Source organism: Microbacterium sp. LCT-H2 (assembly GCF_001866135.1).
Lineage (GTDB): Bacteria > Actinomycetota > Actinomycetes > Actinomycetales > Microbacteriaceae > Microbacterium.
Genome location: NZ_MODW01000004.1, coordinates 239,323 through 258,817, shown reverse-complemented (window position 1 = coordinate 258,817; position 19,495 = coordinate 239,323). Strand labels below are relative to the sequence as shown.

Below are 19,495 nucleotides of genomic sequence, written 5' to 3'. Positions count from 1 at the left end.
GCGACTCTGCGGGTTGCACGGGTCCACCGCGAACGCGACATGACCCTGAAGCGAGCCGGCGCTCGTGCGTGCGGGGTCAGTCCTCCCCGTCGGCCTCGGGCATGCCGGGACCAGGGCCGGGACGCACCTCGGCGTCGTCTCGGATGTCGATGCGGGTGTTGCCGTCGTGCTCCGAGACGTCCACGCGAGGCGCGGCGTCGGCCTCCGTGGCGTCGGGGGCCGAGGTCAACTGATCGTGACGGTTCTGCTCGAACGTCTCGTCGGCGGTGTCATCGGGCGTGCTCATGGCTCTCCTTCGTGTCGGCGGTCTTCGAGCGGTTGCGGGTCCACCGGGCGACAGCGTAGAGCACACCGCCGACGGCGAGGAGGATGGCGCCGAACAGCCACACCTGCGGGCGCTGCTGGGTGAGCAGCAGGATGCACGACGCGATGCCGAGCACCGGGACGAACGTCCATACGCGGAAGTGGTCGTGCGCGACCGTGTCGCGGCGCAGGACCAGCACCGAGATGTTGACGCTGAGGAAGACGACCAGCAGCAGCAGCACGACGGTCTCGGCGAGCGTCGCGAGGTCTCCGACCAGTGTGAGGCCCATCGCCACGAGCGTCGTGGTGAGGATCGCCACCCACGGGGTCTTCCGCCTCGGCAGGACGCGCCCGAGCGCGGACGGCAGGAGGTTCTGCTCCGCCATGCCGTAGGTGAGGCGGCTGACCATGATCATCGTCAGCAGGGCTCCGTTGGCGACGGCGATGAGCGCGATGAGGCTGAACAACCACGACGGGACGCTGACCCCGGTGGCCTCGACGACCGCGAGCAGCGGACCGCTGGACTCCTGCAACTCGGAGGCCGGCAGGGCGACGGCGCTGGCGATGCCGACGAGCACGTACACGACACCGGCGGTGAGGAGCGCCCCGAACAACGCGCGCGGGTAGGTCCGCCGCGGGTCCTTGACCTCTTCGATCATGTTGGCCGAGGTCTCGAAGCCGACGAACGAATAGTACGCGATCACCGCGCCGGAGAGGACCGCCAACGCGACATTCGCCCCCTCGGGCACCTGCGTCGCCCGGGACAGGTCGCCGCCCCCGCCGCCGACGAACACCGCCACGACGACGATCACGATCACGAGGCCGCTGAGCTCGATCGCCGTCATCACGAGGTTCGCGCCCATCGACTCGCGGATGCCGCGGGCGTTGAGCAGGCCGACGATCGCGAGGAAGACGATCGCGACCGGGATGGTCGGCAGGTCGATGAAGGTGCTGAGGTAGTCGCCGGCGAAGGCGATGGCCAGCCCGGCCGCGCTCGTCACCCCGGCCGCGAGCATGCTGAAGCCGACGAGGAAGGACACCAGCGGGCTGCGGAACGCCCGCTCGGCGAACACCGCGGCCCCGCCCGCGCGCGGGTACTTGGTGACGAGCTCGGCATACGACCCTGCGGTGAGCATGGCGAGGAGGAGGGCGAGGACCAGCGGCGCCCAGAGCAGGCCGCCCACGTCTTCCGACAGCACGCCCATCAACGCGTAGATCCCCGCGCCGAGGACGTCGCCGAGGATGAACGCGAACAGCAGGGGGCCGGTGATGGCGCGGCGCAACCGGGTGGGTGTCTCGGCGCGCGGCTCGGTCTGGACGGTCATCCTTGCACGGTACGGTCCGGCGCTCCGGCGGGCGACGGGCTTGACAGTGCCGCCGCCAATGAGCCAGCGAGAGCCGACCGCGCGCTATCCTCGGTGCCGCAAGGCGGGTCGTCGCCCGGGCCGTTCCGGGGAGACGGGGGGCCGCCTGCGATCCCACAGAAGGACACCATCATGATCGGTACACCTCGCAAGGCGCTCGCGGAAGCGGTCGCCACGTTCCTCTTCGTCCTCGCGATCATCGCCGCGGTGAACAGCGGAAGCCCGCTCACTCCGCTCGCGATCGGCTTCACACTGATGGTGCTCGTGTACTCCACGGGTCACATCTCGGGCGCCCACCTCAACCCGGCGGTCTCGCTGGGCGTGTTCCTGCGCGGCGGGCTCAGCGTCGCCGACTTCGTCTCCTACCTCGTCGCGCAGTTCGCCGGCGGGGCGCTCGCGGCTGTCGTGGCCCTCGCCGTCTGGCCGGCCGGCGAGAAGGCGATGGTCATCGAGGTCGGTCCGGCATTCCTCGTCGAGGCGCTGTTCACGCTGATCCTCGTCTGGGTCGTGCTGAACTCCGCCACCTCGAAGGACACGGCGGGCAACTCGTTCTACGGGCTCGCGATCGGTGCGACCGTCTTCGTCGGGGCGGCGACGGTCGGCTCCATCTCGGGTGGCGGATTCAACCCGGCGGTGGCCCTCGGCCTCTCGGTCAGCGGGCACTTCGCGTGGGGCTCGCTCTGGCTGTACATCGTGGCTCCCGCGGTCGGTGCCATCATCGCCGCCCTGCTGTTCCGCGTGCTCAACGCCGACGATGCGCGGAAGATCGCCGCGGACGCCGAGTAGAAGCCTCGCCTCGGAGCGCCGCATCCCTCCCGGGTGCGGCGCTTCGTCGTCTCGTCAGCGGCGTCGGCTCCGTCGGCGCAGCGCCGCGGACGTGACGGCCACCACCGTTCCGACGACCACGCCGATGATCGTCTCCAGAACGCGGTCGGTCAGCAGGTCGGCGACCGGAGTCGGCGCGGCCAGGTGCACCATCAGGAGGGCGAGCGGGGTGACGAACACCATCGCGATGCCGTAGTTGCGGCCGATGAACAGTTCGGCCGTTCCCTGCAGGACCACGACGACGGCGATCACGGCGAGCGGCGGCATGTCGAGGGCGAGGATCCCGGCGGCGACCAGCACGCCGAGCAGCGTGCCGACGAGACGCTGGATGCCGCGGATCACGCGGGCGTTGAGCTGCGCGCCGCTGACCGCCGCCACCGCGCCGACCGCTGCCCAGTACCAGTGGGTGCCGCCGAGGAGCAGGCCGACCACGCCCGCTCCGACGATCGCGGCGGCGACCGAGCCGGCCATCTCGGCGGCGACGGGCCCGACGGACGGGCGTGCCTTCGGTGCCGCCTCCGCCGTGGTGCGGGTGACGAGGGCGACGAGGGCGGTGAGCGCGAGGCCGAAGAGCACGCTCGCCCCGCCGACGAGCAGGACCGCGCCGAAGGAGGCGCCGGTGGCGGGGATGGTCGCGCACGCCCCGGTCGCGAAGACCGTGAACAGCGGACCGGGCGGGTGCCACTGCAGGACGTAGGCCAGCAGCGTCACGGCCGCGGCGACGAGTGCGACGACGACGATGCTCAGCACGGCGGGTGCAGCGAGGACCGACAGGGCCGTGCCGATCAGCATGGCGCCGAGCAGCACCCCGCCGGCGCTGGCCTGCATGCGGATCCGGTCGCGGAAGACGTCGTGCCGACCGTAGAGAGCGGCGAAGGCACCGAAGCTCGCATAGATGCTGAGGTCGAGCAGGCCGACGGCCCACAGCACGAGGAGCGGGACGGCGACACTGACCGCGGCGCGCAGGGCGACCCGGTGATCCCCGCGGTGCGGGCCGACGCGGAGAACTCCCGTCCACACCCGTCCCTGCGATTCCGTCACCGATCAAGCCTACGTCCGTCGCCCGGCGACGATGTGCGAGGGTGGGAGGGATGACCACTCCGCCTCCGCCGCGCCGCACCCTCCTGGTCGGCTTCGGGAAGCTCGGCACCCGGCTCGCTCCGCTGCTCCTCGCGGACGGCGGTGAGGTCCTGGCCCTCCGCCGCCGTGAAGGACCCGTGCCGGACGGTGTCGAAGCGATCTCGGCCGACCTGACCGCTCCGCTCACGGCGCCGCTGCCCGAGGTCGACGCCGTCGTGATGACGCTGCCGCCCGGGCCGGACGTGTCGTCGTATCGCACGGCGCTCGCGAACCTCGCGGCAGCGCTGCCGACCCGGCCGGCGCGGACGGTGTTCGTCTCGTCCACCGGGGTGTTCGACGGCACCGGGAGTGCCGAGCCTGTGACCGAGCGCATCGAGCCGGTGCCCACCACCGACCGGGGCCGCGGTCTGCGGGACGGCGAGAAGGCGGCCGTCGAGCTCTTCGATGCGCTGGTCGTGCGTCCCGCGGGCATCTACGGCCCCGGGCGCGAGTTCCTCCTCCGGAAGGTCAGGCAGGGGGCTCCCGTCACGCACCGCCGGCGCACGAACCGCATCCACGAGACCGATCTCGTACGCATTCTCGACCTGCTGCTGCGGATGCCGGAGCCCCCGGCGCTCGTGCACGCCGTCGACCAGGCGCCTGCTCCGCTGGGAGACGTCGTGACCTTCCTCGCCGACCGCCTCGGCGTGCCCGTGCCCCCGGACGACGGCGGTGCGGCGAGCGGCTTCGTCTACGACGGCTCGCTGGTGGAGGCGGTCCTCGGCAGGCTCGACTACCCGACCTACGAGGACGGCTATGCGGAGATGATCGCGAGGGACTGAGACCGTTCCGAGCGTCCGTCGTCCGGCGTACCGTGGGCGCATGACGAATGCGCAGACGGCCGTCGAGGTCGTCGACTGGCGGCGACGGGTGTTCGCCCTGTACGAAGCGGTGCGACGGGCCGACTCCCCGGAGGAGGCGCACGAGCTGTGGCGGATCGAGCGCGACGAGCTGCTGCTGCGGCACCCGGCGACGCCCCTCCTCCCGCAGGACAGGGCGCAGTTCGAGGGGCTGCCGATCGCCTCGTACGACGCCGCCTGGCGGTTCGAGCTCCCGATCCTCGACACCGATCCGGCCACGTTCGAGTTCGCGACGGGGACGGACGGCATCGTGCCGTTCGAGCGCGTCGGCGTCGTGGAGATCCCTGACGTCGGGTCTCTCGACGTGTGGCGGCTCGCCTCCTACGGTGGCGGCCTGTTCGTGCCGGTGCGCGATGCCTCCGCCGGGCAGAGCGGGGGGACGTACGGCGGCGGGCGGTACCTCATCGACACGATCAAGGGCGCTGACCTCGGGGCCGACCCGCGCCGCGGCACGCTCGTGCTCGACTTCAACTTCGCGTACAACCCATCCTGCGCCTACGACCCGGCGTGGGCGTGCCCGCTGGCGCCACCCGGCAACGTGCTGACGGTGCCGATCCCGGTCGGAGAGCTCCGATGAGAGCGCTGCGGTACGCGATCAACGTGACGCTCGACGGCTGCTGCCATCACGAAGCCGGACTCCCGCCCGACGAGGAGTCGATGCGCTTCTGGACCGCGGAGCTGCAACGCGCCGACGCCCTTCTCTACGGTCGGGTGACGTACGACATGATGCGGGCCGCGTGGCGGCGTCCGGAATCCGGGGTCTGGCCGGACTGGATGGAGGAGTGGGAGACGCCCTTCGCCGAGACCATCGATCGCCTGCCGAAGCACGTGGTGTCGGCGACGCTCGATGCCGTCGACTGGAACGCGGACCTCGTGCGCGGCGACCTCGCCGAGGCCGTGCGGGGGCTGAAGGATCAGCCGGGGGAGGGCCTGTCGGTCGGCGGTGTGGCGCTGCCCGCGGCACTCGCGGACCTCGGGCTGATCGACGAGTACCTGTTCGTGGTCCATCCAGTCGTCGCGGGGCATGGTCCCCGATTGCTCGACGGCCTGCACGAGCGTCTTCGGCTCGAGCTCGTGGAGCGGCGGGAGTTCCGCTCCGGCGCCGTCGCACAGCGGTATCGGCCTGCCGACGTGCTCCCTGCATAGGGTGCCCTGGTACGGTATGCGCAAGCCCGCGACCGGGCCTGCGGACGAGGGCGCAGTACCCGCTGAGCGACAAGACTGACCAAGAAGGGTCGTCGGGTGTCTCAGCGCGGGAACCGTGCGGTCGAGGTCCTTCTTGTGCGCCCTCCGCGCGAGCAGAGAAGGACAGCACATGAACATCCGTCTGGGACGCGGCCCCGAGCCGCTCGTCGATGAGGCCACGATCCATGCCATGGAAGTCGTCTTCACCAGCCTGACCGTGGCCGCCGGGGTCGCGATCTCCTTCGTCGCCGTGATCGTGCTCCGCGGCCTCTATCGGGGACAGCGATGAAGCGAGGAGCGCGCGTGTCGACGGCCGGCGCCCTCGGGGGGATGCTCGTGCTCCTGACCGGATGCGCGGCGTCGGAGGCGCCGGAGTCCGGACCACCGGTGATCGAGCACGTCCACGCCGTGGCCGAGGCGCCCACGGGTGACGCGCTGCTCATCGCCACGCACAACGGCGTCTTCACCGTGGACGCGGACGGTGCCCTTGCGGGACCCGTCGGCGGCCATGACTTCGACGCGATGGGGTTAACGGTCGCAGCGCGGACGCTCTTCGCCTCCGGACACCCCGGGCCGTCCACATCGCCCGACCTCGGTGAGGGGAATCTCGGCATCATCCGCAGCGACGACGGGGGCCAGACCTGGGCTCCGGTCGCCTTCACCGGGGTCGAGGACTTCCACGTCCTGACGGCCGGTCCGGACGGCACCCTCTACGGCATCGGGTCGAGCGGTCCGGAGCTGCTGACGAGCGTCGATGAGGGCGTCACCTGGAGCAAGGGGCCGCAGCTGGAGGCGGTCGACCTCGCGGTGACGGATGCCGGGATCCACGCGGCGACCGAGTCGGGGCTCCTGCACAGCAGCGACGGGCGAGCGGGTTTCGAAGCACTCGCCGGGGCGCCGGTGCTGTACTCTGTCGACGCACGGGCGGACGGTCGTCTCGTCGGCGTCGATGTGGAGGGTGCTCTGTGGGCGACGGACGCCGACGGGGCCTGGGCGACGGTGGGGGTCGCCGAGGGCCCTGTGCAGGCGTTGAGCGCGGTCGGCGCGGAGCGGATCGTGATCGTCGACGAGCGCGGCGTGGTGGACATCGCGCCGGACGGGGAGACCGTGCTCGTGTCGCTCATCCGCGAGTGAGGTCGGGGGCGGCCCGCCGGGAGGCCGGTCGCCCCGGCCACCAGATGCGGTCGCCGACGAGAGCGAACAGCGCAGGGACGATCACGGTCCTGACCACCAGCGTGTCGACGATCACGCCGACCCCGACGATCAGCCCGAGCTGCCCGAGGGTGACCAGCGGCAGGACGCCGAGTGCCGCGAACACGGCGGCGAGCACGATCCCGGCGCTCGTGATGACGCCGCCGGTGTGAGCAACCGCTTCCACCATGCCGTCCCTCGTGCCCCGCAGCGCCGCTTCGCTCCGGGCGCGATGGACGAGGAAGATCGTGTAGTCGATGCCGAGGGCGACCAGGAACAAGAAGGCCAGCAGCGGGACGGGGAGATCGAGTGCATGCTGCCCGAACAGCACGCGACTGAGCCAGGCCCCGGCGCCGATGGCGGCCACGGCACTCGCCACGTTGACGGCGAGCAGCAGCAGCGGCGCGACCAGCGACCGCAGCAGGAACGCCAGCACCAGGAAGCTCACCGCCAGGACCAGGGGCACCACGACGCCGAGGTCCGCGAGGTTCCCGGCACGGGCGTCGAGATCCGTCGCCACCGCGCCGCCGACGACCGCCCCCGCCCCCGGCACATCGTGCACGGCGGCCCGGAGTTCCGTGATCTGAGCCAGGCTGTCGTCGGTGCTGGGCGCATATTCGCTGGTCACCAGGATCTTCGTGAGCTTCTCGTCGTCCGTCGTCCCGACCGGAGTGGCGCGGACGATGCCCTCCACGTCGCGCGCCGCGGTGAGGACGGCTTCGGCTTCCCCGCTGTCCGTGACGATGAGGATCGGCTGCGCCTCTCCTGCCGGGAAGTGGTTCGAGAGCACCTCGAGACCCGTCGCGGACTCGGACGGGACCCGGAACTTGTCGACCTGGTCGAGCCCGACGGTCGTCCCGACGAGGCCGACCGTCATCACGGCCAGCAGGGCTGCGCCCCCGAGGAGGCTCACGACCGGCCGGCTCACGACGCGCGTCGCGATCGTCCGCCACACTCCGCCGCGCCGTGCGGCAGCTCCGGGACGAGGAACGAACGGCCAGAACACCTTCCGTCCGCACACCGCCAGCAGGGGAGGCAGCAGGAAGAGGACGGACGCCAGGGCGACCAGCAGCCCGATGGCGGACGAGACGCCGAGTCCGTGCGTGCCGGGGATCACCGCCAGGGCGAGTGTCAGGAGGGCGAGGACGACCGTGAGGTTCGAGGCGAGGATTGCCGGAGCGGTCCGGCGCCAGGCCGTGCTGAGCGCGCGGCGGTGGTCCGTCGTGGTGGTGAGCTCCTCCCGATACCGCGAGATCAGGAGCAGGGCGTAATTGGTCCCGGCGCCGAAGACGAGGACGCTGATGATCCCGGCATCGAACTGCAGGTCCCACGCGGAACCGGCAGCCGCGGTCAGTCGTCCGGCGAGCCCGTCTGCCAGGCCGACGGCGGCGAGCGGCAGCAGCCACAGCACCGGCGATCGGTACGTGACGATGAGGAGCACCGCGACGATCAGGACGGTCACGAGGAGCAGAGTGAAGTCGGCGCCTTCGAAGGAGGCGGCGATATCGGCGCCGAACGCCGGTCCGCCGGTCACGAGCAGGGTAATCCCGTCCGGTGCGTGCTCGTCGATGTCGGCGCGGAGCGCCGCGACCACAGCGGCGGTGTCGGTGCTCGTCTGGCCGACCGCGATCGGTGTCACGAGAACCGCGGCCTTCTCGTCCTCGCTCACGAGAGGCCCGGTCGGATCCGCGTCCGCGTGCGAGCCGAGCACCGGGAGGAGGCCTTCGAGCGCGGCGACGTCGGGTGCCGAGAGCGTCGCGCCGTCGTCGCGCGACGCGACCACGATCACGGACTGCCGATCCGCGTTCGGGAACTCCGCCAACAGCGCGCTCGTGCGCGCCGATTCCGACTCTGCGGGGGCCTGCTCGTTGCCGGCGGGTGCCTTCGCCGACCCGAACAGGCCGAAGAGAGTCATCATGATCAGGAGGACCGCGCCGAGCGTGATCCAAGCGCCGCCACGGGAGGTCATCCACTCGGGAAAGCGCCGAAGAGCGCGAGAATCTGCCATACCTGCCACTCCACCAGGAGCGTCGTGCGGCGACATCGTCAAGACGATGGAGGGAAGTCTCCCTCTTTCGATGGATCCCGGTCGGGCGGCGTTGGGCATGCCGAAGCGGTCGCATCGCAGCGAGGATCAGAGAGGTCGGGAGTCATGGCGTGAGGCGGGTGGCGCGTGGCAGTATCACCTCATGGTGGGATCCTCGAAGCTCGCGTCTGTGCTGTATGTCGAGGACGATCCGGATATCGCGGCGATGACGGTCGAGGTGTTGTCGGAGGCATATCGGGTCGATCATGCGTCCGATGGCGGGGTCGCTCTGCGTTTGGCGCTGGGTAACCGGTATGACCTGATGGTGGTGGACAGGCGGCTGCCGGGGATGGATGGTGTCGATCTTGTTCGCGCGGTGCGCACGGCGCAGATCACGACCCCGGTGCTCATGCTGACGGCTCTGGGCGCGGTGGATGACAAGGTCACGGGGCTCGACGGTGGGGCGAACGACTACCTGGTCAAGCCGTTCGACTACGAGGAGCTGCTGGCACGCTTGCGCGCACTGCAGCGCGCCTTCCAATCGGGTGGGGCGCGGCGCGAGCTGGGTGAGTGGAGTTTCGTCCCGACAGCACAGGCGGTCTTCGACCCGTCGGGGTACCGGATCGCGCTCACGGCTACGGAGAGCACGTTGCTGGAGGTGCTCAGCGGGAGTCCGGACCATGTGTTCAGTCGAGAAGAGATCCTCCGGGCAGTGTTCCCTGCCGGTGATTCCGCGAGTTCCGTGGACACGTATGTGCACTATGTGCGGAAGAAGACGACTCCCGAGATGATCGAGACGGTCAGAGCGCGCGGGTATCGGGCGGGGAACCCGTCATGAGTGCGCAGAGAGACCCGGATGCGGAGGAGGTGCGGCGGGCCGCTCGGGTCGTCGCGGTCTGGGTGGGCGTCTCGTCCGGGGTGATCGTCCTCGGAGGTGTGCTGATTCTTCTCGCGGTGGTGCTGTCGTCGTCGCGCCGTGAGGGTGAGAGGCACGAGGGCGGATGGTTCCCGGGTGCGGCCGGCGACGACTTCGTCGTCGACATCAGTGTTCTCGTGCCCGCCGTGGTCCTGCTCGGCCTGGTGGGGGTGCTGTTGCTCGCCGTGGTCGCGAGTATCGCCGCGCGGCGAGCAGCACTCCCGCTGAGCGACGCTCTGCGCCGGCAACGACAGTTCGTCGCGGACGCGAGCCATGAGCTCCGCACGCCACTGACCGCGCTCACGAGCCGGATCCAGATCCTGCAGCGCCGTCTGGACCGCGGCGAGGACGTGACCGCGACGGCGCGGGAGCTGCGAGGAGACGCGGATCGCATGCGCGACGTCCTCTCCGACATGCTCCTCGTCGCAGAAGGACAGGAGTTCGCCGGGGAATCTGCAGTCCTCGGTGATGCCGCCCGCGACGCCACCGCCGCGATCCGCTCCCTGGCGGACGACGCGGGCGTGAGGATCGACGTCGACGTCGTGGACGCCATCGTGCCCGTGCCGCCGGTGACTCTCGTGCGGGCCCTGGTCGCACTCCTGGATAACGCGGTCGCGCACTCACCGGCCGGCGGCTCGATCGAGCTCTCAGCGCGGCGGTTGGCCAGCGGGGTAGAGATCCGTGTGGCGGATCATGGGGCGGGGATCTCCGGTATCGACCCCGCTGAGGTGTTCGAGAGGTTCGCTCGCACTCCCGACAGCGGCCGTGGGCGCGGATTCGGGATCGGGCTCTCGCTGGTGCGGGATATCGCACAGCGCGCCGGAGGAAGCGTTGTGGTCGAATCGACGTCCCCGGGAGGGACAGTGTTCCTCCTCACGCTGCCCACGACGACGCCGAGGTGACCTCGACAGGTGTCGAGCCGATCCACCGCGCTATCGCTCCGCCATCCGTGACGAGCAGCCCGGTCTTGGTGTGGGAGGCGGCGATCCAGGTGGTGTCGGAGGGGCCTGCGGCGACGGCGGCTGTCGCCCAGACGTCTGCGTGCGCGAGACTGTCGGCGACGACGGTGACAGAGGCGACGCCGTGCGCGCGGTGACCGGTGCGCGGATCGATGATGTGGCTGCCGCGTTCGGCCGGACCGGACGTGGCCACAGCACCATTCGTCACCTGCATCGTCGCGAGGACGCTCCCGGGGCGGCGGGGGTCTGCGATTCCCACGTCCCAGACCCAGTCCGAGCCCTGTGCGGTGAACAGTTGCAGGTCCCCTCCGGCGTTGATGCCGACGGCCCGAGCCGATGCGAGAAGAGGGGCGAGGTGACGCCTGCTCGCGTGCTCCACCGCCCAGCCCTTGACGTACCCGGTGGGGTCGAACCCGCCCCTCCACGACGCGGAGAAGAGCCCGCCGGTGGCGTGTTCGTAGTCGGCGCACGCGGCAGCGACCGCTGCCACGCGCGGGTCAGCATCCTGGATGCGGAGGGCGCCGGCCCGGATGCGACTGATATCGGAGTCGGCCCGGTAGGGCGAGAACACGCGGTCGACGTCGCAAAGCTCGGCGACGCACGTCTGCACCGCATCCCGTGCGGCGGCGTCGTCACGCGGGTCGACGATGTGGATGCTGATGGCGGTGCCCATGATGTGCTCGACGTGCACGTGGATGTCTGGAGCGGTCATTGTTGTGCCTGATCGATAGCGCTCTGCAGCGAGCTCGTGTATCCGTCGCTGGTGTAGGTGGCGCCGGACACCATCTGGATGTGTGCGCTCTGGCCCTGGACGGTCTCGGAGACCAGTAACGGGATCGCATGCGCGTTGATCTGTTGGTCTCGACCGTTGCTGTCGGGATACCGGAGCGCTTGCGCGTCGGTGATCTTCCCTCCCGACACGGTGATCTGCACCTGGACGGGACCGTAGCGCGTCTGCATGGTGTCACCGGTGAACGTCCCGTCCGTGAGCCCCGCCGTGGTCCCGCCCGCGGCGGTCGATGCCGACCCGCTGGTGCTCGGGGTGGTGCCGCTAGCGGGGCTGGCTCCGTCGGAGGGAGGAACAGCGTCGAGGGAGGTGCGGTAGCTGAACAGGAGGATGATCCCGCTCAGGGTCGCGAGGAGTGCGTAGATGATCTTCTTCATGGCGGTGCTCCCTCGATGCTCAGGGGGTGAAGGATTCGGAGTGGATGCGGTCGGCGGCAAAGCCGGCGCCGCGGAGGTCTTCTCGCAGAGCGCGCATCCACCCGTCGGGGCCGCACAGGTACACGTCGTACTCGTCCGGGTCAGGGGCGATGTAGCGGAGCAGATCGGGGCCATTCCAGGCGGTGTGGGTGGCCGGAAGCCACGGGGAGTTGCCGCCGGCGCGCGGGCCGGTGAGCGGGAAGTGACGCACCCCGCGCTCACGGATCAGCGACGAGATCGGCTCCCGCAGCAGGGCGTCAGAGTCCGCAGTGTCCCGGACGACCAGGGCCGCGTCACCTGACTCGTATCGCTCCGCCTCGAGAAGCGATACGAGCGGGGCCACTCCGGCTCCCGCACCGACCATGAGGAGCTTCCGGCCGCTGCGGCGATCTCCGGTCATCTCCCCGAACGGACCCTCCACCAACACTCGGGTGCCCGGACGCAACGACGCGAGTCGCGTCGTGCCGTCGCCGACAAGGCGCGCTGTGAGTGCGTAGGTGTCTCCCGGAGCAGCCGAGAGGGAGAAAGGGTGCCCTCGCATCCATCCCGGCCCGTCCAGGAACCGCCACACGAAGAACTGGCCGGCCCGTGCCTTCAGCTCACGGAGGTCCCGACCGGACACGCGCACGGTGACACCGGCTGCACCGTCGAGTGCGACGGTGTCGACGCGGAGAGCGTGTCGATGGGAACGGACAAGCGGTGCGACGACGCGGAACACGATGACGGCTACAGCTGCGACAGCCCACAGCGACCACCAGTAGATCGTGGCCGGTGTCGATGAGAGGAAGTCCGCTCCCGTCCACAACTGGTGCGGCAGAGCGAGGAAGACGCCCAGGTACGCGTACAGGTGTAGCAGATGCCACGACTCGTAACGCAGACGGCGGCGGGCACGGCGGATGGAGGTGACCACGACCATCACGAGGAGTCCGGTTCCCGCGGTGGCCAGCAGCATCCCCGGGTAGTCCCAGACGAAACTCCACAGCTGCTCCCACACGCCCAGACCTGCTGCCGCGGCATATCCGATGACCAGCAGCAGGATGTGCACGCCCATCAACCAGAACGACCAGAAGCCGACCTGTCGATGAAACCGGGTGATTCCCTCACGACCGAACCCGCGCTCGAACAGCGGGACCTTCGCCATCAACAACACCTGATAGAGCAGCAGGTTCGCTGCCACCAGCCCGGAGAGCCTTCCCAGAGTGGTCACGGACTCTGCAGAGAAACCGAGGATAGCGGTCACCCCGCCCCCGGCTACCCACAGGGCGACGACGAACAGGCTCGTCGCCCAGATCACGCCGAGTGCGGCGACTCGCCACCACGAGGTGGCGACCCGGGGCTTCGATACATGCACGCTCGGCGTGAGTACGGGGGCTGTGTGGAGGGTGCTCATGACGACATGGTCCCCGCGGTCCTCTGAGGGAGCTCTAAGACAACAAGGCGCACACCGTTGTCATAGGTGATTCGCAGGCAATGCCGGTCGTTCCGAGACGACCGACTCGATCGCCAGGGAGTTCGGGATGTCGATGGCCCGAGCAGCAACGCGCCGACCGGATCACCCAGTGCCGCCAGGTCGTGCTCGACACCTCCGCGTCATCCGACGGCGCAGGGATCGATCTCGCCGCGGATCGGGGCGCATGCGACAGGGAGGCCTGCTGTTCGTGACTCTTGGAGGTGTCCTTCCAGAAGCGAGATCCTCAGTCTGGATCGGCTCCAGAGTGTCCGGAACAGCTTGGGAAGTCACAGGTGGAGGGGCTGACGGGAATCGAACCCGCGCTGTCTGCTTGGGAAGCAGGTAGCGGCCATCCTGCGGGCCCCGGAACGGCGGACCAACCAGCGTTGGGCTTACCGTCCAGTACCGCCGGTTAGTGGCACATACCCCCCTCTAGTGGCACGAATCTGGCACGACCGTAAGCAAAGATGAGCAAGTGCGACAACTTCTTTCGGACGTGATGGATCTGCAACCCGACTGGTCCGTGGAGAACACGGAAGAGATGCAGATGCGGGGCATCCTCATTCGCCGCGAGGTACCTGATTGGTTGGCCGAGAACGCGGCCACCCACGGGGTTGGCACCAGGTACGCGGTGCGCGGTCAAGATGCGGTGGGGCGGAAGTCTCAGGTGCCATGGGTGCGTATCTTCGATCCGGACCTGAGCCCTCGCCCCACTGAGGGCTGGTACGTGGTCTATCTGTTCGCTGGGGACGGGAACCGTTGCTACCTGTCGTTGTCCCACGGTTCCTTCACCTGGGACGGAAGCGCGTTCCGTGCCCGGAGTGCGGAGGAGGCAAGGCTCCTGCGCGAGTGGGCCCGTGCCTCGATCTCGCTACCGGGGCCAAGGTTCACGTTCGATGTCGATCTGGCAGCGCGATCGGGCACTGCTGGCGCGTCCTACGCCGGAACTGTCGCCGTCGCAATCGAGTACGAACGGAGCGCGATCCCGCCGAACGAGGTCCTGCTCTCCGACCTCGGCGAAATGCTCGGTCTGCTTGACCAGATCTATCGCGCGGACGCCTCTGACCCAACCGTGCCGGGACGAGAGCCCGCAGAGGTCCTGTTGGCGAAGGAGCAGATCGCGTCAGTGTCTGGTCCCATGCTCACGCAGCCCGCGCGACTTGGGCAAGGATTCCGGATCAGCAAAGCCGAGCAGCGTGCCGTTGAACTGCGGGCCGTTGCTGTCGCGATCGACATGCTGACCGCCGCCGGCTGGTCGGTAAGGGACGTTGGCGCTACCGAGTCTTACGATCTGGATTGCCGGAGAGGTGAGGAGCACCTCTGGGTGGAGGTCAAGGGTACGACGTCCCTCGGCGAGGCCGTGATTTTGACCAAGAACGAGGTCGCGTTGCATCGAGAGAAGCATCCACACAACGCTCTCGTCGTGGTGTCCCAGATCAATCTCGACCGGACGCTCGACCCACCCGGTGCCTCAGGGGGCAGGTTAACGGTCATCAGCCCGTGGTCGATAGAGGACGACGCTCTATCGCCACTCGCGTACACCTACGCACCGGCCGAACTCAGACGTTCCGCCCTCTGAGGGTTCTCCCTGCAGAGCGTTCCGACATGGGGTTGCGTCTGGTGCTTCATGTGGCCGAACTGGGGCCGACCGGTGACGCTCTTCGGGTCGCCCCAGTTCGTGGGGTGAACTACGGCTGCGATGTTTGCAGGTTCTCCAGCATGGACAGGATGGCGGACTGGGAGCCGGGCACGTCGATGTGCACCCGGTCCCCGTCCACCAGGAGACGGTAGGCGTCGAGGTCAGCGTCATGCAGGAGTGCCAGCGACTCCGGAGTGAGGTCCCCCGTGTCCGCCAGGTCCGTGAGGACCGCGGCCCACGCGGCGGGCTCCGCGGCGGCGCTCTCCTGCTCAGCGATAGCAAGGGCCGCCGGGTCCACCTGAGTGAGGCGTTCCCAGACCAGGCCCTCGTACGCGGCGAGGAGCCGGTCCCGGTCGTCGTGCACCAGCAGGTGCGGCATGACCTCCAGATCGTCCAGGATGGCCGCCAGGCGGGTGCGGTCCGCCCGGGCGATCACATCCTGGAGACGCATGCCCGGCTCACGCTCGAAGCCCTGAGAGGGGTCCTGTCCGGCGTAGACGAGGGCGCGGACCTTTTCCCGCTCCCGGCTGAGGGCGGCGTGGTCATCCGCGGTCTGCGGACGGAGGGTGTCCAGGACCGGCCCCCGGTCAGGTGCCTCCGGGATCGCTGGGATGGCGGCGCGCACGGTGGTGCGGATACGGTTCACGTCCGTGCGCTGGCGGGCTCGGAGTCCTTCCGGTGTCAGGTGGGTGTCCCTGAGGGTGGCGGCGGCCGCGAGGTCCCGGCGGGCCTGGACAGCGGTGGTGGTGAGGTCGGTGCGGGTCATGGCTGTGCTCCTTCTGGGTTGAGGTTGCCCGTGGTGGGCGAGGGGTTGGAGAGGGGGTCAGGTCGAGGGTGGTCAGCGGCATCTCCGTCGCCCTGTGCTCGGGACTCCAGGGCGGCACGTGCACGTGCCGCGGCGGTGCGCTGGACGGCGGCCTCCTGGTGCAGGCTCGCGATGTAGGCCCGGATGGCGTCCGCGTGATGCGCCGGGATGGCATCCATCGCGGCCTGGTATCCCGGCAGGGCTTCTCGCTTCGACCGGGTGGCGTTGCCGATGGCGCTGGGGCGGCGGGGCGCGTAGACCATGGTCATTCCCCCATGACCAGCCGGTCGAGGAGCGCGCCTACCTGCTCGAAGCCGCCCGGTTTGGCGTTGTCCAGGCCGAGGTACTTCGCGCGGCGGTCCATGATCCTCAGCACCCGGTCCACCGCGAACCCGCCACCCGCGAGGGCCAGGCGCATCTGCGGAACCAGGATGGCGTCGAGGCGGGCCAGTTCCAGGGTGCGGATAGCGTCCGCCTCCTCCTCCGGGATGCGCTGAACCTCCTCCCGAATCCACCGCTGGACCGTCTTCGGGTGCACGTCCATCTGCGTTGCGATGACGGTCATGGCCACGCCTGTGCGGTGGAGCATGAATGCTTCGGCGCGGCGGGTCAGCCGATCCAGGCGCTTCATGCGGCGGCGCGGCCGGGGGGTGTCACCGAGGGCGTACTCGGTGAGGTCCACGTCCGGCGGCAGATCGGGCACAGGGAGGCCCGGCAATGCCGCGACCTCCTCGCGCGCGATGGTGATGGTGTCGGGGCTCATGCCGTCTCCTCTCGTTCAGTGACCCAGGGGTCGGGGAATAGGTCCGCGAGTCCACGGCCCTCGTAGTAGCGCCGTGCATCCGGCGACAGATCGGTGATGGGGCAATCGAAGGGCTCGCCGTTGTGGGCTCGCCGGTGGGCCTCAGCGCGGTAGAGGCCAATGAGGTCGTCTGCCTCCTGGGTGCTGGCCGGTCCTGTGACGCGCTCGCGCTCCGTCTCCAGCCCTTCGAGTGCGGCGCGGAGGTCCGCGAGGTGTGCACGCTGTTTGGCTGAAGGCGGAGTAACCTTCGCGGTCGGTCGCCGCGTGCGGTGACCATTACCAGGTAGTGGAACAGGTAGTGATACAGGTAGTGGGGCCCCGCTCAGACCGGGGCCCTTTACCGGGAAAACCGGGGCCCTTTCTCCCTCAACCCGGGGCCCTTTCTCGGCGGGGTCCGCGACGAATGGGCCTCGCTCAGACCGGGGCCCATTCAGGTCCAGGACGGCCAGCCGATACTCCGCATGGCGGCCGCGGTGTGCCGCTCCCGTGCGGACGATGAGCCCGCGGCTGGTGAGCGCGGACAGGACGCGCTCCAGGGCGCTCTTGGTCGCTTTCAGCCCCGGCTCACGGCCCAGCGCCAGCGCCAGCCGGTCATGCCCCCACGTGTAGGTCGGAGCGCCGTCTTGGACGGCCACGGCCATGTCGAGGAGCACGATCCGCTCCAGCGGGGATACGGGCGCTGAGAGGAGCGCTTCCTTCATGCGGTCCAGGGTCGCGAACCCCATCAGAGCCTCCGACGGCGCTCACGCACGCACCCGCGGCACTCGCCCTTGGGAGTGGTGCCCCATGCCGCCCGCACATGTTTACGGGGACAGAGCACCAGTGAGCCGCCGTGATCGGCGCGCGCGTTGCACCGGGCGCACCCGGGGGCGTAGGCGCTCAGGTCGGTGGACCACTTCACCCGCTTCCCATGTGAGTTCCGGCCAATGTGCGTTGCCGGGCCGATCCTCATCCACCCTCTCGCCGGTAGACCGCACCCATGGCAGGGGCGGCCTACTGCGGAGCCGCGGGCCTGAACAAGGGCCTCGTGCACGCCGCGGTAGGTGCTGGCCGGTCCGGTGTTCTCGCCCCTGGCGGTAGTCACCTCAGCCCTCGCCGTCGATGAAGGCCAGGAACGCGACTGTGCTGATGCGGATGGCCTTGCCGAACCGCTGGGCCGGGAGGGTGCCGTTGGCCACCATCTTGTAGACGTTGCTGGGGTGGCACTCCAGGAGGATCGCCACGTCCGGGACCTTCAGGAACGCGGGCGGGGTCTCACGGATGCGCGCCAGGGTGGCGGCACTGGTGCTCGGTGTCGCGGTGATCATCAGGAGGTCCTTTCGGGTTAGCGGCGGCTAGCCCAGGTCCTTCCTGGATGGCGGTCGCGTCGTCGGTGGCGCTTCCTTGTGAGGCACGACGGTAGCACACGGTATGCTGGGGTTGCAAACACAAAACCCCAGGCCAGAGTCCAAATTGGTGACAGTGTGTCACCACCTGGCCCGGACGGAGGAACCATGGCAGAGCGGCGGCAGAAAGCCAATCGACAGGCGTTCGGGAGCACCCGGCAACTGCCCTCCGGGCGCTGGCAAGCCCGCTACCCAGACCCCGCCGGGCGGCCCATGACCGCGCCCACCACCTTCCCCACGAAGCGGGAGGCACTGGACCACATCGCCGGGGTTCGCGCGGACCGGATGCGTGGCACCTACCGCGACCACCGTGCCGGACTCCAGCCCTTCGGCCCCTACGCCGCGGAGTGGGTGGCAAACGGTGGCACCCGTGGACGCCTCGCCGCCAAGACCCAGGCGCTATACGAGGACCTGCTGACCGGCCCCCTCGCCGGGCTCCATGACCGTGCACTGTCGGCCATCACCCCGGCAGACGTGCGCGCCTGGTACACCCGCACCCGGAAGGTGCTGGCGAAGGCGGTGAAGAACCGCCCCGGGGCCACCGGAGAGGCCCGGCTCCGCCAGGCGTACAGCCTCCTCCGCACGATTCTGAACGCCGCGGTGAAGGACCGCCTCATCAGCGAGAACCCTTGCCAGATCGAAGGGGCCGGTCAGGTCAACGACCCGGAGCGCCCGTACCTCTCGCCGGAGCACCTGGCCGCCATCGTCGGGGCCATGCCCGAGAAGTGGCATCTGCCGATCCGTGTGGCCTTCGGGGCGCACCTGCGCGTAGGGGAGTTGGAAGCGCTACAGCGCGGCGACTACGCCAACGGTGCGGTGCGAGTCGAGCGCCAGCGCATCTACGTCCGGGGTCAGGGCACCATCACCCCCACGAAGACGGGGGAGGCCCGCACCGTGGTGCTCCCGCCGAGCATCGCCGCAGAGGTTGAGGCGCATCTGGCCAGCACCACCGGATTCCCGAAGTCCCCGATGTTCCCTCGGCGCGACGGCGAAGCGATCACCGGAAATGCACTCAGCCATGCCTGGCGGAAAGCGGCCCGCGGGATCGGGCTAGGGCAGTTCCACGTGCATGACCTTCGGCATGCGGGGCTCACGCTGGCCGCTCAGGCCGGGGGCACCACGCGCGAACTCATGGCGCGCGCCGGTCACCGCACTGCCCGCGCGGCGCTCATCTACCAGCACGCGGCGGAGGAGCGGAACGCTGTCCTCGCGGGGGCAATGGATGCACTTAGCGCGGAGGCTATCAACCGAGCACGGCCGCCGCGTCTGGAAGCCGTCTTGCGCCTGGAGATGCCCGGTCCCTGACCGCTATCCCGGCCCCGTCGCCAGCGGCCGCGCATCATCGGCGTAGATGCCGTACACAAACGGGCCGGACAGCAGTTTGCGCATGGCCGTTGACGTGAAGGGCACGGCCGGGTCCTCGAACGCACGCATAGATCCGAGTCAGGTGCTTGGTCTATGAT

General features: G+C 69.5%; 22 protein-coding genes, 1 tRNA gene and 1 riboswitch. Of the genes, 10 read left to right on the top strand and 13 right to left on the bottom strand.

Annotated features, from left to right (window positions below):
* Positions 1-76 precede the first annotated feature (76 nt).
* Positions 77-286, bottom strand: a complete 210-nt coding sequence (locus BK819_RS11950) for a multidrug transporter (RefSeq protein WP_071329338.1) — start codon at positions 284-286, stop codon at positions 77-79.
* Positions 270-1,628 (bottom strand): APC family permease, encoded by a 1,359-nt coding sequence (locus BK819_RS11945; RefSeq protein WP_071329337.1) that lies wholly within the window; start codon positions 1,626-1,628, stop codon positions 270-272. The genes BK819_RS11950 and BK819_RS11945 overlap by 17 nt, the downstream gene beginning before the upstream one ends.
* 171 nt (positions 1,629-1,799) lie before the next feature.
* On the opposite strand from BK819_RS11945, the gene BK819_RS11940 reads away from it, so the two are divergent.
* Entirely contained in the window at positions 1,800-2,453 is a 654-nt protein-coding gene (locus tag BK819_RS11940; protein ID WP_071329336.1) for an MIP/aquaporin family protein, read from the top strand.
* Between the two features lie 54 nt (positions 2,454-2,507).
* Here the strand turns inward: BK819_RS11940 and BK819_RS11935 are convergent, their stop codons facing one another.
* Entirely contained in the window at positions 2,508-3,533 is a 1,026-nt protein-coding gene (locus BK819_RS11935) for an FUSC family protein (protein ID WP_177173836.1), read from the bottom strand.
* A gap of 50 nt (positions 3,534-3,583) precedes the next feature.
* Here BK819_RS11935 and BK819_RS11930 point away from each other — a divergent pair, with 50 nt between their 5' ends.
* The 5 genes from BK819_RS11930 to BK819_RS11915 all read left to right on the top strand — a co-directional run bounded on the left by BK819_RS11930 (position 3,584) and on the right by BK819_RS11915 (position 6,790).
* A complete protein-coding gene (locus BK819_RS11930) occupies positions 3,584-4,393 on the top strand; it encodes a sugar nucleotide-binding protein (protein WP_071329334.1) in 810 nt (269 codons plus the stop codon).
* Positions 4,394-4,433: 40 nt separating this feature from the next.
* Entirely contained in the window at positions 4,434-5,048 is a 615-nt protein-coding gene (locus BK819_RS11925) for a DUF1684 domain-containing protein (protein ID WP_071329333.1), read from the top strand.
* Positions 5,045-5,617 (top strand): dihydrofolate reductase family protein, encoded by a 573-nt coding sequence (locus BK819_RS11920; protein ID WP_071329332.1) that lies wholly within the window; start codon positions 5,045-5,047, stop codon positions 5,615-5,617. Before BK819_RS11925 ends, BK819_RS11920 begins: the two co-directional genes overlap by 4 nt.
* A 19-nt stretch (positions 5,618-5,636) precedes the next feature.
* A riboswitch (guanidine-III (ykkC-III) riboswitch) is annotated at positions 5,637-5,700 on the top strand.
* Positions 5,701-5,786: 86 nt separating this feature from the next.
* Positions 5,787-5,945, top strand: coding sequence for a hypothetical protein (locus BK819_RS16865; protein ID WP_177173827.1), 159 nt, complete (start codon positions 5,787-5,789; stop codon positions 5,943-5,945).
* A gap of 14 nt (positions 5,946-5,959) precedes the next feature.
* A complete protein-coding gene (locus tag BK819_RS11915) occupies positions 5,960-6,790 on the top strand; it encodes a F510_1955 family glycosylhydrolase (protein WP_256209462.1) in 831 nt (276 codons plus the stop codon).
* On the opposite strand, the gene BK819_RS11910 is transcribed toward BK819_RS11915, so the two are convergent.
* Positions 6,777-8,816, bottom strand: coding sequence for an MMPL family transporter (locus BK819_RS11910; RefSeq protein WP_071329330.1), 2,040 nt, complete (start codon positions 8,814-8,816; stop codon positions 6,777-6,779). The two genes, BK819_RS11915 and BK819_RS11910, sit on opposite strands and share 14 nt — an antisense overlap.
* A 247-nt stretch (positions 8,817-9,063) precedes the next feature.
* On the opposite strand from BK819_RS11910, the gene BK819_RS11905 reads away from it, so the two are divergent.
* Entirely contained in the window at positions 9,064-9,711 is a 648-nt protein-coding gene (locus BK819_RS11905) for a response regulator transcription factor (RefSeq protein WP_313391463.1), read from the top strand.
* Positions 9,708-10,691: a sensor histidine kinase KdpD gene (locus tag BK819_RS11900; RefSeq protein WP_071329329.1), complete on the top strand. Its 984-nt coding sequence runs from the start codon at positions 9,708-9,710 to the stop codon at positions 10,689-10,691. Before BK819_RS11905 ends, BK819_RS11900 begins: the two co-directional genes overlap by 4 nt.
* Here BK819_RS11900 and BK819_RS11895 read toward each other — a convergent pair.
* From BK819_RS11895 to BK819_RS11880, 4 genes are all read right to left on the bottom strand, one after another.
* A complete protein-coding gene (locus tag BK819_RS11895) occupies positions 10,663-11,460 on the bottom strand; it encodes an FAD:protein FMN transferase (protein WP_071329328.1) in 798 nt (265 codons plus the stop codon). The two genes, BK819_RS11900 and BK819_RS11895, sit on opposite strands and share 29 nt — an antisense overlap.
* A complete protein-coding gene (locus tag BK819_RS11890; RefSeq protein ID WP_071329327.1) occupies positions 11,457-11,912 on the bottom strand; it encodes an FMN-binding protein in 456 nt (151 codons plus the stop codon). The genes BK819_RS11895 and BK819_RS11890 overlap by 4 nt, the downstream gene beginning before the upstream one ends.
* Before the next feature lie 19 nt (positions 11,913-11,931).
* Positions 11,932-13,341, bottom strand: coding sequence for a ferric reductase-like transmembrane domain-containing protein (locus BK819_RS11885; protein WP_071329326.1), 1,410 nt, complete (start codon positions 13,339-13,341; stop codon positions 11,932-11,934).
* Positions 13,342-13,695: 354 nt separating this feature from the next.
* Positions 13,696-13,766: transfer RNA gene (locus BK819_RS11880), tRNA-Gly, on the bottom strand.
* A 110-nt stretch (positions 13,767-13,876) separates the two neighbouring features.
* Here BK819_RS11880 and BK819_RS11875 point away from each other — a divergent pair.
* Entirely contained in the window at positions 13,877-14,980 is a 1,104-nt protein-coding gene (locus BK819_RS11875) for an MrcB family domain-containing protein (protein ID WP_143049289.1), read from the top strand.
* Positions 14,981-15,089: 109 nt separating this feature from the next.
* Here the strand turns inward: BK819_RS11875 and BK819_RS11870 are convergent, their stop codons facing one another.
* The 5 genes from BK819_RS11870 to BK819_RS11850 all read right to left on the bottom strand — a co-directional run bounded on the left by BK819_RS11870 (position 15,090) and on the right by BK819_RS11850 (position 17,954).
* Positions 15,090-15,806: a hypothetical protein gene (locus BK819_RS11870; protein ID WP_071329324.1), complete on the bottom strand. Its 717-nt coding sequence runs from the start codon at positions 15,804-15,806 to the stop codon at positions 15,090-15,092.
* Positions 15,803-16,114, bottom strand: coding sequence for a hypothetical protein (locus tag BK819_RS11865; RefSeq protein ID WP_143049288.1), 312 nt, complete (start codon positions 16,112-16,114; stop codon positions 15,803-15,805). Before BK819_RS11865 ends, BK819_RS11870 begins: the two co-directional genes overlap by 4 nt.
* On the bottom strand, positions 16,111-16,608 hold the full coding sequence (locus tag BK819_RS11860; RefSeq protein WP_071329322.1) for a helix-turn-helix domain-containing protein: 498 nt from the start codon (positions 16,606-16,608) through the stop codon (positions 16,111-16,113). Before BK819_RS11860 ends, BK819_RS11865 begins: the two co-directional genes overlap by 4 nt.
* Positions 16,605-17,372 (bottom strand): hypothetical protein, encoded by a 768-nt coding sequence (locus BK819_RS16570; RefSeq protein ID WP_143049287.1) that lies wholly within the window; start codon positions 17,370-17,372, stop codon positions 16,605-16,607. Before BK819_RS16570 ends, BK819_RS11860 begins: the two co-directional genes overlap by 4 nt.
* Before the next feature lie 360 nt (positions 17,373-17,732).
* Positions 17,733-17,954 carry a helix-turn-helix domain-containing protein gene (locus BK819_RS11850; protein ID WP_071329320.1) on the bottom strand — a complete coding sequence of 74 codons (222 nt, stop codon included), beginning with the start codon at positions 17,952-17,954 and terminating at the stop codon, positions 17,733-17,735.
* Positions 17,955-18,245: 291 nt separating this feature from the next.
* Between BK819_RS11850 and BK819_RS11845 the strand changes: the two genes are divergently transcribed.
* Positions 18,246-19,337 carry a tyrosine-type recombinase/integrase gene (locus BK819_RS11845; RefSeq protein ID WP_083391766.1) on the top strand — a complete coding sequence of 364 codons (1,092 nt, stop codon included), beginning with the start codon at positions 18,246-18,248 and terminating at the stop codon, positions 19,335-19,337.
* Positions 19,338-19,495: the final 158 nt, after the last annotated feature.